We start from the raw sequence: 14,627 nt of genomic DNA, 5'->3' as shown, positions 1-14,627 counted from the left end.
CCTCAGCGTGTTTTCGGGTCGAGGGCGTCACGCAACCCGTCGCCCAGGAAGTTGAGACAGAACAGCGTCAGCGCGAGGAATAGCGATGGCACGAGCAGCAGCCACGGTGCGCTCTGCATCATGTCGGTGCCTTCGGAAATCAGCACGCCCCAACTGGTCAGCGGCTCCTGCACGCCGAGACCGAGGAATGACAAAAAGCTCTCGAGCAGGATGACCTTGGGCACGGTCAGGGTGACGTAAATGATCACTGGGCCGATGGCGTTGGGGATCAGGTGGCGGGTGACAATCTTGCGATCGCGGACACCCAGCGCGTGGGCGGCTTCGATGAACTCGCGTTGCTTGAGCGCCAGTGTCTGGCCACGCACGATGCGCGCCATGTCGAGCCACTCGACCGCGCCGATGGCGGCGTAGATCAGGAAGATATTGCGCCCGAAGACCACCATCAAGAGGATCACCAGGAACATGAACGGCAGTGAGTACATGATGTCGACGAAGCGCATCATGACGCTGTCCAGGCGCCCGCCGACATAGCCGGAGATGGCGCCGTAGAGCACCCCGATCACCAGGCTGACGAAGGTGGCTACCAAGGCTACCGAGAGCGACACGCGACCGCCGTAAAGCGTGCGCGTGAGCAAGTCGCGTCCGTTGGCATCGGTACCCAGGAAATGTCCGCTCTCGAGGCTCGGCGCGGCGCTGAAGGCGTTCCAGTCGACTTCGGCGAGTCCCCAGGGGAGCAGGTAGGGCCCAACCACACAGACCGCGCTGATGAGGACCAGCAAGATCAGGCTGACCATCGCTGCCTTGTTCTGCTTGAGGCGCCGCCAGGCGTCTCGGCCGAGACTCTCGCCAGCGACCGCGCCGACTTCGAGGTCGGGCTCGACGGGTGGGTTGGGGCCACCGGTCGGCGGGGTGTGCTCGCTGTAGGGTGTGGTGTCCGTCGTCATGGTCATTCCTCGCCGGTCAGTCGTCATAACGGATTTGCGGATCGAGTGCGGAATAGAGCAGGTCGACGAGCAGGTTCATCAGTACGATCAGGGCGCCGTAGAACACGACCGTGCCCATCACCAGGGTGTAGTCGCGGTTGAGCGCGGCCTGCACGAAGTAGCGACCGATGCCGGGAATGCCGAAGATCTGCTCGATCACCACCGAGCCGGTGATGATCCCGGCAATCGCTGGCCCCAGGTAGGAAGTCACGGGGAGCAGCGCCGGGCGGATGGCGTGGCGCCAGATCACCTGACGCTCGGAAAGCCCCTTGGCGCGTGCGGTGCGGATGTAATGACTGCCCAGGACCTCGATCATGCTGGCGCGCATCATGCGTGCGATATAGGCGATCTGCTGAATCGACAGCGCGATCACCGGCAACACCAGGTTGGGTAAGGCGCCGCCATTCCAACCCCCGGCTGGCAGCCAGGCGAGCAGGACGCCGAAGACCAGCGCCAGGATCGGCGCGATCACGAAGTTGGGCACTGCGATACCTGCCAGTGCCGTACCCATGACCGTGTAATCGATCATCGTGTTGCGTCGCAAGGCGGCGATGATGCCCAGCGGGAGGCCAATCAAAAGTGCGAGAAGAATTGCCAGGCCGCCGATCTCGAGGCTCACGGGAAAGCCCTGGGCGATCAGCTCGGTGACCGAGAAATCCTTGTACTTGAACGACGGCCCGAAATCGCCCTGTAGCAGGTTACCCATGTAGCGCAGGTATTGCTGGGGAAGAGGCTCGTCCAGGTGATAGGCCGCCTCGAGATTGGCCTCGATCTCCGGGGGCAATTGGCGCTCGCCGTCGAACGGCCCTCCCGGCGCGATGCGCATCAAGAAAAACGAGATGGTGATCACGATCAGCAGGGTGGGAACCGCCATGAGCAGGCGCTTCAGGGTATAGGTCAGCATGGGGTATTCCGTACGTCGCTCTGTAGACGGGGCGGCATCACTGGGTTGGGTTGATCCGATAGCAAGCCTGTGCGAGGGCGCTGTGAACCCATCCTTGGGCGCTACATTCGTCATCCATGACGAATGACCCTCGCTTCGGCTTGCTATCGGCGCCCACCTATCACTGGGAGGTGGTGAAAAGGTGTTCTTACTCGGTGAAGCTTACCCAGCGTGATGGATGGTCATCCTCGGCATTGTCCTGCCAGCCGCTGAGCTCGGGATTGACCAGGTTGCGGGTGACATAATAGAGCAGCGGCACCAGGGCGTAGTCATCGAGGGCGACGTTCTCGGCTTTCTCGAGGAGCGCCTCGCGCTTATCGAGGTCCAGGGTACTTGCTGCTTGGTCGAGCAGCTTGTCGTATTCGGCGTTGTCGTAGCCGCCGTAGTTGTTGCCGACGCCGCTGCGCAGCAGGGTCAGGAAGTTTTCGGCATCGTTGTAGTCGGCGATCCAGCCGGCGCGGGCGATATCGAAGTCGCCTTCTTGAATGGTCTGGTAGTGCACGGTGGCTTCGGCGTTGGTCATCTCGACGTCGACACCCAGCGGCTTCCACATCGCGGCCAGGGCTATGGCGATCTTCTTGTGCTCGTCGGACGTGTTGTAGCGCAGTTGCAGGTGCAGCGGGTTGTCGGGGCCGTAGCCGGCCTCCTTGATCAGTTGCTTGGCCCTGGCCAGACGCTCCTGGTAGTCGCCATCGACACCGTCCATGCGCTGGACGTCGTAGTGGCTGGTGCCCGGCGGGACCAGCGAGTAGGCGTCCTTGAAACTGCCGGCCATGATCTGCTCGGAAAGTACCTTGCGGCGCGCGACCAGGTTCAGGGCCTCGCGGACCCGCTTGTCGGCGGTCGGTCGGCCTTCGCGGGTGTTGAGCACATAATAGTAGGACCCCAGCATCGGGCTCAGGTGGGTGGCTTTTGGCAGGTTTTCTTCGAGCCACTGGTAACGGCTCGAGGGGTAATCGCGGACGATGTCCAGCTCGCCGGCGCGGAAGCGCGAGATGGCGGCATTGCGATCCTCGGTATTGAAGTAGTTGACGCCGTCAAGATCGACCTCATCGGCCTCGTAGTAGTCGGGATTCTTCTCGACGCTGATACGCGATTGCGAGACCCACTCGACGGGCGTGAAGGCGCCGTTGGTGACGATGTTGTCCATCTTGACCCACTGCTTGCCGTATTCGTCCACGGCATGCTTGGGCAAGGGGTAGGCGGTGTAGTGAGTCAGTAGCTGCAGAAAGAAGGGGGTCGGCGACTTGAGGGTTACCTTGAGGGTCTTGCCATCGTCGAGTGATTCCACGCCCAAGGTATCGAGCGGCTTGTCGCCGGTATTGACGGCTTCGGCATTGTTGATCGGGTAAAGCAGGTAAGCGTATTTCGAGGCGCTGGCGGGGTCGAGAAGGTGTTGCCAGCCGAAGACGAAATCTTCCGCGGTGACTGGCTCGCCGTCCGACCACTTGGCGTCGTCGCGTAGATGGAAGGTGTAGGTCTTGCCGTCCGCGGAGATGTCCCAGTCGGTGGCCATGCCGGGCATGACTTCGCCCTTGGGGTTTTCCTTGAGCAGGCCTTCGTAGACATCTCTCAGGACTTGGGATTCCCAGACACCGCCGGAGACCTGTGAGGTATCGAAAGACGCCAGTTCGCCCATCACGCCGATATTCAGTGTCTCGGCCTGGGCTGGTGTCGCCAGGGCCAGGGATGTCAATGACAGAGAAGACAGCACCATGGCGCCGAGTAGGGTGTGCGAGTGTCGAAGCATATTGTCTATTCCGCTTGTTGTTGTGCCGGATGCCGCGAAGGCGTCACATCGTGGAGTTACCCTCTCCCCGTCTGGTGAAACATGTCCATTGCAAATTTCGTATATGCTTTTTCACATATTCGATAGAGCGCATTATTAATGCCGCGAAGTGCGGCATGGGATAGCCGCTCGCGGGTGCATTGGCTACAATGTGCTTCTTTTCTTCACCGTGTGCCGGCAAGCATGCCGCTGCGGTGCGAATCAGCGCGCCTGAAAAGGATTCCCATGCAAGAGATCAGCCCGATCAACCACCTCCTCAAGGACCTGTCCGAACGGACAGAAGTCCTGAGGGGGTATCTTTGACTATGCCGCAAAGAAAGAACGGCTAGAGGAAGTCACCCGCGAACTGGAAAATCCGGATGTGTGGAGCGATCCGGATTACGCGCAAAAGCTGGGCAAGGAGCGCGCGACTCTTGAGGCGGTCGTCGAGACCTTCGACGTGTTGGAGCGGGGCCTGACGGATCATCAGGAACTGCTGGAGCTGGCGGTGGTGGAGGAAGACGACGCCACCATCGACGAAGTGCGAAGCGAACTCGAAAAGCTCGAGTCCCAGCTCGCCAAGCTCGAGTTCCGGCGTATGTTTTCCGGCGAGATGGACCCCAATAACGCCTATCTCGATATCCAGGCCGGCTCCGGCGGCACCGAAGCGCAGGATTGGGCCAATATCTTGCTGCGCATGTATTTGCGCTGGTGCGAACATCACGGCTTCAAGACCGATATCATCGAGTTATCCAGCGGCGACGTAGCAGGCATCAAGTCGGCGACCTTGCATATTCAAGGCGATTACGCCTTCGGCTGGCTACGCACCGAGACCGGCGTGCATCGCCTGGTGCGCAAGAGCCCGTTCGACTCGGGCGGGCGTCGGCATACTTCGTTCGCCTCGGTGTTTCTATCGCCGGAAATCGACGACAACTTCGAGATCGAGGTCAATCCGTCCGATCTGCGCGTCGATACCTATCGTTCCAGCGGTGCAGGTGGCCAGCACGTCAACACCACCGACTCAGCGGTGCGTATCACCCACGAACCCACGGGGATCGTGGTGGCATGCCAAGGCCAGCGCAGCCAGCATGCCAACCGCGACTTCGCCATGAAGCAGCTCAGGGCGAAGTTGTGGGAGCTGGAAATGGACAAGCGTAACGCCGCCAAGCAGGAAGCCGAGGACAACAAGTCGGATATCGGCTGGGGCAGTCAGATCCGCTCCTATGTGCTCGATGACCAGCGCATCAAGGATTTGCGCACGGGGGTGCAGTCCAGCAACTGCGAGAAAGTGCTCGACGGTGATCTGGATCAGTTCATCGAGGCAAGCCTGAAACAAGGGCTGTAGCCTCGCGCTTCGAGTCACGGGCGGTGAGCGATAGTCGATCCGCTTGCGCCCGTGGCCCATCGCTCGCAGCCCGTAGTTAATTCTTTACAGGTAACGATATGGCCAACCAAGACTCCTCTCAACACGACGAGAATCACCTGATCGCGGAACGCCGCGCCAAGTTGGCGGCACGTCGCGCCCAAGCCGCAGAAGAGGGCGGTAGCGCCTTTCCCAGCGATTTTCGCCGTGACAGTCTCGCTGCCGAATTGCAGGCCGAGCTGGGCGACAAGGACAAGGCCGAGCTGGAAACGCTCGACCGTCAGGCCTCGGTCGCTGGGCGCATCATGCGCCAGCGCGGGCCGTTCATCGTCATCCAGGACGTTTCCGACCAGATTCAGTTGTATGTCGACAAGAAAGGCCTGCCCGCCGAGGTGCTGGAGGACGTCAAAAGCTGGGACATCGGCGATATCGTCGCGGCGCGCGGGCCGGTGCACAAATCCGGCAAGGGCGATCTGTACGTGATGATGGGCGAGGCGCGCTTGCTGACCAAGAGCCTGCGCCCCCTGCCTGATAAGTTTCACGGCTTGACCGACACCGAAGCGCGCTATCGCCAGCGCTACGTCGACCTGATCATGAACCCCGAGTCGCGGCGTGTCTTCGAGGTGCGCTCGCGGGTGATCAGCGGCATTCGGCGCTTTTTGGTCGATCGCGGCTTCATGGAAGTCGAAACGCCGATGCTGCAGCAGATTCCCGGCGGCGCCACGGCACGGCCGTTCGTTACGCACCACAATGCGCTGGATATCGACATGTATCTGCGCGTTGCGCCGGAGCTGTATCTCAAGCGGCTGGTCGTCGGCGGCTTCGAGCGAGTCTTCGAGATCAACCGCAACTTTCGTAACGAGGGCTTGTCGACGCGTCATAATCCCGAGTTCACCATGCTCGAGTTCTACTGGGCCTATGCCGATTACCGTGACCTGCTCGACCTGACCGAGGCGATGATTCGCGACGTCGCCCACGACGTGCTTGGCACGACGACGGTCGAGTACCAGGGCACGAGCTACGAACTCGGCGAGCCTTTCCAGCGGCTTACCCTGCGTCAGGCGATTCTGGAATACGGCGACGGTATCGGCGAAGGCGATATCGATACCTTCGACGGTGCTCAGGCGACCTGCGAGCGTTTGAGGATTCCCGTCAAGCCGAACTGGGGCTTGGGCAAGCTGCAGACCGAGATCTTCGAGGCTGTCGCAGAAGACAAGCTCGATCAACCGACATTCATCACCGAATATCCGGCTGAAGTCAGCCCGCTGGCGCGGCGCAACGATACCAATCCTCACGTCACCGACCGCTTCGAGTTCTTCGTCGGTGGCCGCGAGATCGCTAACGGCTTCTCCGAGCTTAACGATGCCGAAGACCAGGCCGAGCGCTTCGCTGAGCAGGCGGCCGAGAAGGACGCGGGCGATCTGGAGGCGATGTACTACGATGCCGATTACGTCCGCGCGCTGGAATATGGCCTGCCGCCGACGGCGGGTGAGGGCATTGGTATCGACCGTCTGGTCATGCTGCTTACCGATAGCCCGTCGATCCGCGACGTGTTGTTGTTCCCGGCGATGCGTCCTTCCGCCGAGTGAAGGCGTTTTGCTAGTTTGGCATGGTACGTCACCTGCGCTTAGCATGGGCGGGCGAGAGTCGCCCATGGCGGGGCTGTTCGGCCGGGGTGGAAATTGTTGGTAAGGGGCGCTTCGAGCGCCCATAATGGCGGCGTTTTGGCGTCGCGCCCCGTCTGTCCAGGAGAATCCCGATGAAACTGCTTAACCGCTCCGCGCTGAGCGTCAAGCCGACCCAAGCGTTCGTTGACTGGATCAACTCGCTGGAGCCCACCGTCGGTGAGGACGATTTGACCCTCGACGATGTCGAGCGTGAGAGCACCATCTACCTTATCCCGGAAATGGACACACCCGAGGTGCTGGCCGACTATGTGCGCGAGCGCCACCTCGATCTGCTCGAGAACGAGCTGAGCGCTTGGGAAGAAGACTCGCGTCAATGGCCGGAACCGCTCGACTGGTCGTTATTCGAGGCATTTCTCATCGTCGAACACAGCTATCTGGCGCTGGATCTCGATGATGAAGTGCCGCTCGAGATTTCCGAGATCGACGATGGCTTGCTGCTTGAAACCGAAGAAGATTGACGCGTTCGGTGAGCGGTGTAGAGAGCCAGTACGCGGCGGCTATTGAACCGCCGGTGTGTCGCGGGACAAGAGCGTCGGTGAGGGCCAAAGGCGTGGCGACGTGCTGATGCGGCGTCTTTTTGTGACACGTCCCGGCGATGAAGGTTTGCCCGGTCCCCAGCGCCGCCAGGCGATGCTGGTGATGGTGCTGGGCACGTTGATGTCGGTACTCGATAACGGCATCGTCAATATCGCGTTGCCCACGCTGGCGCAAGAACTGGTGGTGAGCGAGTCGCGTGCAGTGTGGGTCACCAACGTCTATCAGTTGGTGTGTGCGGCTCTGTTGCTGGGGTTTGCCGCCTTGAGCCGGCTTATTGGGCGGCGACGCCTGTACTTGGGCGGCTTGGCGCTGTTCGTGTTGGCCTCGCTGTGCTGTGCGCTGTCGCGCAGTTTCGAGTGGCTGGTGGCATCGCGCATGCTGCAAGGCATCGGCGCCGCGGCGATGTTGAGCATCGGCCCGTCCATGTACCGCTTGATCTTCCCCTCGCGCCTGCTGGGCTCGGCCATCGGCATAGGCGCCCTGGTGGTGGCCTTCGGCATCGCCTTCGGCCCATCGCTGGGCGGCATCATCCTGCATTTCGCGAGTTGGCCGTGGTTGTTCGCCATCAACGTGCCGCTGGGGGTGCTGGCCCTGGTCCTGGGGATCCGCGCGCTACCGAGCGAGACGATCAAATCCCGGGGGTTCGATTGGCTGGGGGCTCTGCTGTCGGCTTCGATGCTCAGCGGTTTCGTGTTTTCGCTCGATCATATCGGCCACGGTGCGCGCGGTACGAGTGCCTGGTTGCCGTTACTGCTCAGCGTGCTGTGTCTGGTGCTGTTCGTGTGGCGTCAACGTCGTGCGGATGCACCTTTGGTGCCGTTGCCCATGTTTCGCGCCACGCGCTTTAGCATCGCCGCGATGATCTCGTTGATGGCCTTCGTCGCCCAGGGGATCACCTTCGTGGGGCTGCCGTTCATGTTCCAGACGGTGATGGGCGCGACGCCGCTCGAGGCCGCTCTGCTCTTTACCCCCTGGCCGTTGGCACTGATGCTGATGGGGCCGCTTTCGGGAAGGCTCGCCGACCGCTTCAATCCAACGTTGATCTCGTCGCTCGGCCTGGCGATCTTCCTGCTCGGGATGTTGAGCCTGGTAACTTTGACGGCCGAGTCCGGCGCCGTGTCGATTGCTTGGCGGGCAATGTTATGCGGGGTCGGCTATGGGCTGTTTCAGGCGCCCAACAACCGCGAAATGATCGGCAGCGTGGCGTTGACCTACAGCGCCAATGCCTCGGGCGTGCTGGCCTCGGTACGGACCTTCGGCCAGGCTTTGGGGACCGCCTCCGTGGGGCTGATGCTGGCGCTTTCCTGGGGGTCGCTGACGTATGCGCTATGGCTGGGCTGCGCCAGTGTGGTGGTGGCGTTGGCACTCAGCGTGTGGCGGATTCCACTGGCGCGTACCGAGGCGTGAGCGATGTTTATTCCTCCTCGCGGGAAAACGTTACAATAAAGCGCATCCGACATAGGAGGAAGGCGCCATGAATGTTCAGGCCCGTATCGAAGAGAAGCTGCAGTCACTCGACCCCGAGCATGCGGCGGTCGAGAACGAAAGCCACATGCACAATGTGCCGCCGGACTCCGAAACGCACTTCAAGGTGACGTTGGTCGCCGAGGGCTTCGCGGGTCTGATGCCGGTCAAACGCCATCAGCAGGTCTACGCGTTGCTCGCTGACGAGCTTTCCGGCCCGGTGCATGCCTTGGCTTTGCACCTCTATACACCCGAGGAATGGCAGCAGCGTGCCGCGGCGCGCCCGGACTCTCCTAATTGTCGAGGCGGCGGCGCAGGCTGATATGGTAGGCGACGTCCAGCGGTTGCAATATCTTGAGGCTATGGGGCTTGGCGCCTGGACCAGCCGTTATCGGCTGCCCAATGCGCTGCCTACGCCCGCGTGCGAATGGGAAGCGCCGCCGGTCGAAGCGCCGACGAGCCATGGTGCGCGCTTGCACGCGCTGCTCGATGATGCGGCGAAGGTACCGCCGACGCCACCTCCGGGGGAGACATCGTCGGGGGCGACGCCATCGCGAGATACCGACAAGCCGGCCGTGAATGCATCGGCACGGGCATTGCTGCTGGGCGATGCGTCGCCCTCGGTACCGGAGCCTGCCGCCGAGCCGGCAGCGCCGACCGCTGACACCGGCAAGGCCAAGGCGCACGCGGCGCTGCGCTATGACCTGCAAGTCGCGGCCTTGGAAGGGCGCTGGTTGCTGCTGGTGCCTGAGGTGAATGCGCCTGATCGTGCGGCGCGTGAGCTACTTGGCAACCTGATGCGTGCGGCCGGCATTACCGTGGACGCGGCGCTCGAGTTTCGCAGTTTTCAATGGCCGCTCGTCGATAACGCGCCGTCGACGGCGCCCCTGGACGAGGCGCGTGACGGCCTGCGTGCCTATCTCTCGGGTCAGGCGCGGCGCGGCTGGCGTCCCGAGCGGCTGTTGGTGTTCGGTCAGGACGCGACGCTGAACGAAGTGCTGGCCCTCGAAGAAGCGCGCAGCGAGACCTTAAGCTTGCCATGCTGGACGCTGCCGTCGCTGGAGGCACTTAAGTCATCTGCCGCCGCCAAGCGCGCATTGTGGCCGCAGCTCGCGGTTTGGCGCGAGGCCTGGGCCGGACATGACGATGCGTCTTGAGCGTCTCGCTGTGGCGCATCTGGATGCCGTGGAGGCGCTCGAGGCAGCGGGGCAGGTGCACCCCCGGAAGCGAGCGACCCTCGCGCGGGCACTCGCCGACGACACTCTGGAAGTCTGGGGGGCGTGGCGTGACGCAGCACTACTGGGGCATGCGGTGCTTGCCTGGTTGCCCTTCGAGGCCGAGCTGCAAGCGATTACCGTGGCGCCGCACGTGCGCCGCCAGGGCGTAGCAGGCATGTTGCTTGCGCATCTCGTGGCGCGCGCCCGGCAAGGCGGTGCCGAGCGCTTACTACTGGAAGTGCGCGCAAGCAACGCACCCGCCCTGGCGCTGTACCGTCAATACGGTTTCGACGAGGATGGGTGTCGGCACGGTTACTATCCCCCCGTCGAGACGAGGGGAGGCGAACGCGAAGCGGCGGTGCTGATGTCGACGTCTCTCAAGGCTCAAGCAGTCGACTGACGGCGCTTCCGTCTGTGGTTACTGGTTTTGAGAGTTATCGCTGGCGTCGTCTTCGATATCCTGGAACTTGCCTAGCAGGCCGTTAAGGCGGCGTTCCCATTCGTCACGCTCCTGCTTGAGGCGCGTGTTCTCTTCGCGCAGCTCTTCCGCCTCCATTTTCAGCATCTCGATGGTCTCGACAGCGTTCTGCACCTTCTGCTCGAGCTGGTTGAAAAGTTCGAGGCTCATGGACTTCTCCTACACGGTGGATGAGGCGATGCGGGTGGCACGGGCGAATCTTGCCGAGCCGTTGGCGGCTAGCGTACGCGCGCGGCGCGCGCGCGACAAGCGTCTCCAGGTCCCGACAGGGGGTCAGGCAGCGCGGTGGCGGCGATAAAGACGCCCGATGCCATCACCGGCGCGCACCTCGCGGTGCAGTTGCCAGTTCGCGGGCACTCGAGGCTCGCATTCATGCTCGATTTCCAGATAGATCAACGCCTCCTCACTTAGCCAGCCGTGTTCCTCCAGCGCTTGGCAGGTGTCGACGGCGTGGCCCTGACGAAAGGGGGGGTCGAGGAACACGATATCGAAGGGCGTGACGGGGCCGGCGAGAAATGCCATGGCGGCTTGGCGACGTACATGGCCGTTGGCGCCCAGCGTGGCGATATTGGCGCTCAGGCTGGCGGCGACGTCGCTGTCGGTCTCCACGAAAAGGGCCTGGGCGGCGCCGCGTGAGAGTGCCTCCAACCCTAGTGCACCGGTGCCGGCGTACAGGTCCAATACATGCGCACCGGCGAGCTCGAAGGCCAGCCAGTTGAACAGCGTCTCGCGGATACGGTCCGGTGTGGGGCGTAGGCCGGGCCGTTCGAGCACGGGCAGCTGTCGGCGGCGATAGTCGCCGCCGATGAGGCGTAAGCGCCCGCTCGCGCGTGACGGCGAGACGCGGCGTGAGCCATGGGCGGGACGCTTGGAGGAGGAACGACGTCGATTCATGATCGGCGGATTGTACCGCCACCCGCCGCACAGTGATAGGATGTGGCGATTCAGACACTTCAGGACGCCGGGCGTCATTCCCGCCGTGTCGCGGGGAGCGTGGCGCACGTCGTCCGCGTAGACGTAGATCACGCCCATGTTCGGTTTTTTAAAGCGCAAGAAGAAGCAAGAGTCTCCCTCCCAGGACGTCGATGAGTCGCAAGAGAACGCGGCGGCGCTCGACAATGAAGAGGGCGGCACCGGTCACGAGGAAGCGACCGACGACGAGACGCGCCGCGCCGTTGGAACGGTCGATCCCGACTCGGGCGAAGCGACCGAGATTGTCCCCGAGCCGTACGAAACTCAGGCCGCGCGGGAAGCCTTGGATGACCCCGAGGTAACGCCCCGCGACGGTGCCATGGGCGACGCCCGGCCGCTTGACCCCAATGCCGAGGCACTCGCCGAGGACGTCGCCCCCGATGCCGAGGCGACGCCGGCGTCTTCTCAGCCGGCTGCCGAATCGGAGACGATTGCCGAGCCCGAGCCCGAGCCCGAGCCCGAGCCCGAGCCCGAGCCCGAGCCCGACAAAGAGGATGAGGTGCGCACCGACGCGGCCGACACAGCGCCGCAGGCACCGACATCGTCGCAGGTTGATGAGCCGGCAAGCGTGGCGCAACCCCGGGAGCGCCCCAAGAAGAAGAGCTGGTTCGCGCGCATCAAGTCGGGACTCGGCAAGACACGCGCCAATTTCACCGAAGGGCTGGCGGGTCTGTTTCTGGGCAAGAAGCAGATCGACGATGAGTTGATGGAGGATCTCGAGACCCAACTGCTGATGGCGGATGTGGGGATCGAGGCGACCACCGAGATCATCGATCGCCTGACTGAGCGCGTCTCGCGCAAGGAATTGAAGGATCCGCAGGCGCTTTACTCAGCCTTGCAGGAAGAACTGCAGGATCTGCTCGACCCGGTCGCCCAGCCACTGGAATTGCCGCCCAAGGGCCAGGGGCCGTTCGTGATTCTGATGGTCGGCGTCAATGGCGTCGGCAAGACCACCACCATCGGCAAGCTGACGCAGCGTTTTCAGAACGAGGGACGCAGTGTGATGCTGGCCGCGGGCGATACCTTCCGTGCGGCGGCGGTGGAGCAGCTCAAGGTATGGGGGGACCGTAACCAGGTGCCGGTGGTGGCGCAGCATACCGGCGCCGATAGCGCTTCGGTCATCTATGATGCGCTCTCTGCCGCCAAGGCGCGCGGTGTCGACGTGCTGATCGCCGATACCGCCGGGCGTCTGCATAACAAGGGCCATCTGATGGAAGAGCTCAAGAAGGTGCGCCGCGTCATGGCCAAGCTCGACGAGCAGGCCCCGCATGAGGTGATGCTGGTGCTGGATGCCGGAACGGGCCAGAACGCGCTCTCCCAGGCCTCGACCTTCAACGAGGCGATACCCGTGACCGGCATCACCTTGACCAAGCTCGACGGTACCGCCAAAGGCGGTATCATCTTCGCCCTGGCTAAGCAGCTGGGCACGCCGATTCGTTTCATCGGTGTGGGCGAGACCCTCGATGACTTGCGACCGTTCGCTGCCGAGGATTTTGTCTCTGCGTTGTTCGAGCGCGACACGGGCGGAGACGCGTAGCGGTATGATCGTCTTCGAGCATGTCGGCAAACGTTACGGCGGGCGCTCCGAGGCCCTCGCCGATATCAACTTCCGGGTGGGGCGGGGCGAAATGTTGTTCCTCACCGGGCACTCGGGGGCTGGCAAGAGCTCGTTGCTGCGCTTGATCATGCGCTTGGAAAAGCCCTCGCGCGGTCGCGTACTGGTGGCCGGTCACGACCTCGATCGTTTTCACCTCAGTCAGATCCCTTACTACCGCCGCCAGATCGGAGTGGTCTTTCAGGACCACCAACTGCTCTTCGATCGCAGCGTTTTCGCCAATGTGGCGTTGCCGTTGGAGATTCAGGGCGTGGAGCCCCGCGAGTCGGCGCGGCGCGTGCGTGCCGCGTTGGATAAGGTGGGCCTGCTGTACCGGGAGACAGCGCTGCCCATCGAACTCTCGAGCGGTGAGCGCCAGCGCATCGGTATCGCGCGGGCGGTGGTCAACAAGCCATCGTTGCTGCTCGCTGACGAGCCCACCGGCAATCTCGACCCGCAGCTCTCCGCAGATATCATGCGGCTGTTCGAGGACTTCAACCGTATCGGCACCACGGTGATGGTCGCCAGTCATGACCTGGCCCTGATTACGCGCCTGCGGCACCGGGTCTTGCGCCTGCGTGAGGGTCGGCTGGTCGGCGACGAGGAGGCGGCATGACCCGACGAACGACGTCTCCGGAAAGCCAGCGTCCTGCGCGGCGTGGCGCCCGAGCCTCGCAGGTAGGTCTGGAAAGCCGCACGCGGGCATGGCTGCGTCATCATCGCGCGATGTTGCTCGATAGCGCCCAACGGCTCGCCAAACGCCCGCTGAGCAGCCTGTTGACCATGCTGGCGATCGCCATCGCCTTGGTGCTGCCCAGTGGGTTGTGGCTGGCGCTGGACAGCGCTCGATTGCTGGATGCCGAGCTCGATGAAAGCGCGACAGTAACTGTCTATCTCGATACGCGCCTCGATGAGCGCGCGGCGATGGATGTCGCTGAGCGACTGCGCGATCAGACGCCCGTGGCGGGGGCGCGGCTGGTGACTGCCGCCGAAGGCCTGGCCGAATTCCAGCAGGGTGTCGGGCTCGAGGATGCGCTGGCCTCGCTGGAAGACAACCCGCTGCCCGCGGCCGTGGTGGTCACCCCGGCCGACACCGATCCCGATTCGGTGCGTGTGCTGGCGAGCAATCTCGAAGCGGTCGATGGCGTCGATGAGGCGCGCGTCGATCTCGCTTGGCTGGAGCGCCTGCGGCGTCTGGCTGAATTGGGTCAACGTTTGGCCCTGGCGCTGGCGGGACTGTTCGGGTTGGGCGTGCTGCTGGTGGTTGGCAATACCATTCGCCTAGCAGTGGAGAGCCGCCGTCAGGAGATCGAGGTGGTGACCTTGATCGGGGCCACGCATGCGTTCGTACGCCGCCCGTTCCTGTATAGCGGTGCTTGGTACGGTCTGGGCGGTGGCGTGCTGGCGATCGTATTGCTGGTCCTGGGCGGCCACTGGCTGTCGGCGCCGGTCACCGCCTTGGCAGAAAGCTACGGGGCGCACTTCACGCTGCCGCGGCTAGGCCTCGGGGGATCGGCTTTGCTATGTTTTTGTAGTACACTGCTTGGCTGGCTGGGTGCTTGGTTAGCCGTCGGCCGTCATCTTGCCGACATCAAACCCCGCTAGTCTTGACAAGCCTGA

The 14,627-nt window shown here is 63.0% G+C and carries 15 protein-coding genes; 10 read left to right on the top strand and 5 right to left on the bottom strand.

From position 1 onward, the window contains the following. Window positions 1-2: 2 nt before the first annotated feature. The 3 genes from SR908_RS05970 to SR908_RS05960 all read right to left on the bottom strand — a co-directional run bounded on the left by SR908_RS05970 (window position 3) and on the right by SR908_RS05960 (window position 3,676). Complete coding sequence (locus SR908_RS05970; protein WP_246919150.1) at window positions 3-944, bottom strand: ABC transporter permease; 942 nt, start codon at window positions 942-944, stop codon at window positions 3-5. Window positions 945-960: 16 nt separating this feature from the next. Continuing rightward, complete coding sequence (oppB, locus tag SR908_RS05965; RefSeq protein ID WP_097022210.1) at window positions 961-1,887, bottom strand: oligopeptide ABC transporter permease OppB; 927 nt, start codon at window positions 1,885-1,887, stop codon at window positions 961-963. A gap of 187 nt (window positions 1,888-2,074) precedes the next feature. Further along, window positions 2,075-3,676 (bottom strand): peptide ABC transporter substrate-binding protein, encoded by a 1,602-nt coding sequence (locus tag SR908_RS05960; RefSeq protein ID WP_246919152.1) that lies wholly within the window; start codon window positions 3,674-3,676, stop codon window positions 2,075-2,077. Between the two features lie 264 nt (window positions 3,677-3,940). Between SR908_RS05960 and prfB the strand changes: the two genes are divergently transcribed. From prfB to rimI, 7 genes are all read left to right on the top strand, one after another. Continuing rightward, window positions 3,941-5,039, top strand: a protein-coding gene (gene prfB, locus SR908_RS05955; protein ID WP_097022208.1) for a peptide chain release factor 2 whose coding sequence is annotated in 2 segments (ribosomal slippage) — window positions 3,941-4,015 and window positions 4,017-5,039 — 1,098 coding nt in all. Because the reading frame shifts where the segments join, the coding sequence is not laid out codon by codon here. 98 nt (window positions 5,040-5,137) lie between these two features. Continuing rightward, window positions 5,138-6,646, top strand: a complete 1,509-nt coding sequence (lysS, locus tag SR908_RS05950; protein ID WP_246919154.1) for a lysine--tRNA ligase — start codon at window positions 5,138-5,140, stop codon at window positions 6,644-6,646. A 170-nt stretch (window positions 6,647-6,816) separates the two neighbouring features. Next, window positions 6,817-7,203, top strand: coding sequence for a hypothetical protein (locus SR908_RS05945; RefSeq protein WP_246919156.1), 387 nt, complete (start codon window positions 6,817-6,819; stop codon window positions 7,201-7,203). Between the two features lie 106 nt (window positions 7,204-7,309). Further along, the gene (locus tag SR908_RS05940; RefSeq protein WP_246919158.1) at window positions 7,310-8,689 is read left to right on the top strand and encodes an MFS transporter; all 1,380 of its coding nucleotides are present in this window, start codon (window positions 7,310-7,312) and stop codon (window positions 8,687-8,689) included. Window positions 8,690-8,756: 67 nt separating this feature from the next. Continuing rightward, the gene (locus SR908_RS05935; protein ID WP_097022205.1) at window positions 8,757-9,068 is read left to right on the top strand and encodes a BolA family protein; all 312 of its coding nucleotides are present in this window, start codon (window positions 8,757-8,759) and stop codon (window positions 9,066-9,068) included. Between the two features lies 1 nt (window position 9,069). Continuing rightward, window positions 9,070-9,903: a hypothetical protein gene (locus SR908_RS05930; protein WP_246919159.1), complete on the top strand. Its 834-nt coding sequence runs from the start codon at window positions 9,070-9,072 to the stop codon at window positions 9,901-9,903. Next, a complete protein-coding gene (rimI, locus tag SR908_RS05925; RefSeq protein WP_246919161.1) occupies window positions 9,887-10,363 on the top strand; it encodes a ribosomal protein S18-alanine N-acetyltransferase in 477 nt (158 codons plus the stop codon). Before SR908_RS05930 ends, rimI begins: the two co-directional genes overlap by 17 nt. An 18-nt stretch (window positions 10,364-10,381) precedes the next feature. On the opposite strand, the gene SR908_RS05920 is transcribed toward rimI, so the two are convergent. Together SR908_RS05920 and rsmD are read right to left on the bottom strand one after the other, a co-directional pair. After that, entirely contained in the window at window positions 10,382-10,591 is a 210-nt protein-coding gene (locus SR908_RS05920) for a cell division protein ZapB (RefSeq protein WP_097022202.1), read from the bottom strand. 123 nt (window positions 10,592-10,714) lie between these two features. Beyond that, window positions 10,715-11,494, bottom strand: a complete 780-nt coding sequence (rsmD, locus tag SR908_RS05915) for a 16S rRNA (guanine(966)-N(2))-methyltransferase RsmD (protein ID WP_322527389.1) — start codon at window positions 11,492-11,494, stop codon at window positions 10,715-10,717. Between rsmD and ftsY the strand changes: the two genes are divergently transcribed. From ftsY to ftsX, 3 genes are read left to right on the top strand one after another with little or no spacing between them, the layout of a single operon-like run. Further along, window positions 11,472-12,950, top strand: a complete 1,479-nt coding sequence (ftsY, locus tag SR908_RS05910; protein WP_246919165.1) for a signal recognition particle-docking protein FtsY — start codon at window positions 11,472-11,474, stop codon at window positions 12,948-12,950. The genes rsmD and ftsY overlap by 23 nt on opposite strands. A 4-nt stretch (window positions 12,951-12,954) precedes the next feature. Continuing rightward, window positions 12,955-13,623 carry a cell division ATP-binding protein FtsE gene (gene ftsE, locus SR908_RS05905; RefSeq protein WP_040243093.1) on the top strand — a complete coding sequence of 223 codons (669 nt, stop codon included), beginning with the start codon at window positions 12,955-12,957 and terminating at the stop codon, window positions 13,621-13,623. Beyond that, on the top strand, window positions 13,620-14,612 hold the full coding sequence (ftsX, locus tag SR908_RS05900) for a permease-like cell division protein FtsX (RefSeq protein WP_246919168.1): 993 nt from the start codon (window positions 13,620-13,622) through the stop codon (window positions 14,610-14,612). Before ftsE ends, ftsX begins: the two co-directional genes overlap by 4 nt. Window positions 14,613-14,627 lie beyond the last annotated feature (15 nt).

The organism is Chromohalobacter canadensis, from assembly GCF_034479555.1.
GTDB lineage: Bacteria > Pseudomonadota > Gammaproteobacteria > Pseudomonadales > Halomonadaceae > Chromohalobacter > Chromohalobacter canadensis.
Note: the sequence above shows the minus strand (reverse complement) of the source record. Positions and strands in the feature narration are given on the sequence as shown.

Excerpts from the sequence above, each read along its gene's own strand:
- SR908_RS05970 (WP_246919150.1), bottom strand. The coding sequence starts at position 944 with ATGACGACGGACACCACACCCTACAGCGAGCACACCCCGCCGACCGGT.
- oppB (WP_097022210.1), bottom strand. The coding sequence starts at position 1,887 with ATGCTGACCTATACCCTGAAGCGCCTGCTCATGGCGGTTCCCACCCTG.
- SR908_RS05960 (WP_246919152.1), bottom strand. The coding sequence starts at position 3,676 with ATGCTTCGACACTCGCACACCCTACTCGGCGCCATGGTGCTGTCTTCT.
- lysS (WP_246919154.1), top strand. The coding sequence starts at position 5,138 with ATGGCCAACCAAGACTCCTCTCAACACGACGAGAATCACCTGATCGCG.
- SR908_RS05945 (WP_246919156.1), top strand. The coding sequence starts at position 6,817 with ATGAAACTGCTTAACCGCTCCGCGCTGAGCGTCAAGCCGACCCAAGCG.
- SR908_RS05940 (WP_246919158.1), top strand. The coding sequence starts at position 7,310 with ATGCGGCGTCTTTTTGTGACACGTCCCGGCGATGAAGGTTTGCCCGGT.
- SR908_RS05935 (WP_097022205.1), top strand. The coding sequence starts at position 8,757 with ATGAATGTTCAGGCCCGTATCGAAGAGAAGCTGCAGTCACTCGACCCC.
- SR908_RS05930 (WP_246919159.1), top strand. The coding sequence starts at position 9,070 with ATGGTAGGCGACGTCCAGCGGTTGCAATATCTTGAGGCTATGGGGCTT.
- rimI (WP_246919161.1), top strand. The coding sequence starts at position 9,887 with ATGACGATGCGTCTTGAGCGTCTCGCTGTGGCGCATCTGGATGCCGTG.
- SR908_RS05920 (WP_097022202.1), bottom strand. The coding sequence starts at position 10,591 with ATGAGCCTCGAACTTTTCAACCAGCTCGAGCAGAAGGTGCAGAACGCT.
- ftsY (WP_246919165.1), top strand. The coding sequence starts at position 11,472 with ATGTTCGGTTTTTTAAAGCGCAAGAAGAAGCAAGAGTCTCCCTCCCAG.
- ftsE (WP_040243093.1), top strand. The coding sequence starts at position 12,955 with ATGATCGTCTTCGAGCATGTCGGCAAACGTTACGGCGGGCGCTCCGAG.
- ftsX (WP_246919168.1), top strand. The coding sequence starts at position 13,620 with ATGACCCGACGAACGACGTCTCCGGAAAGCCAGCGTCCTGCGCGGCGT.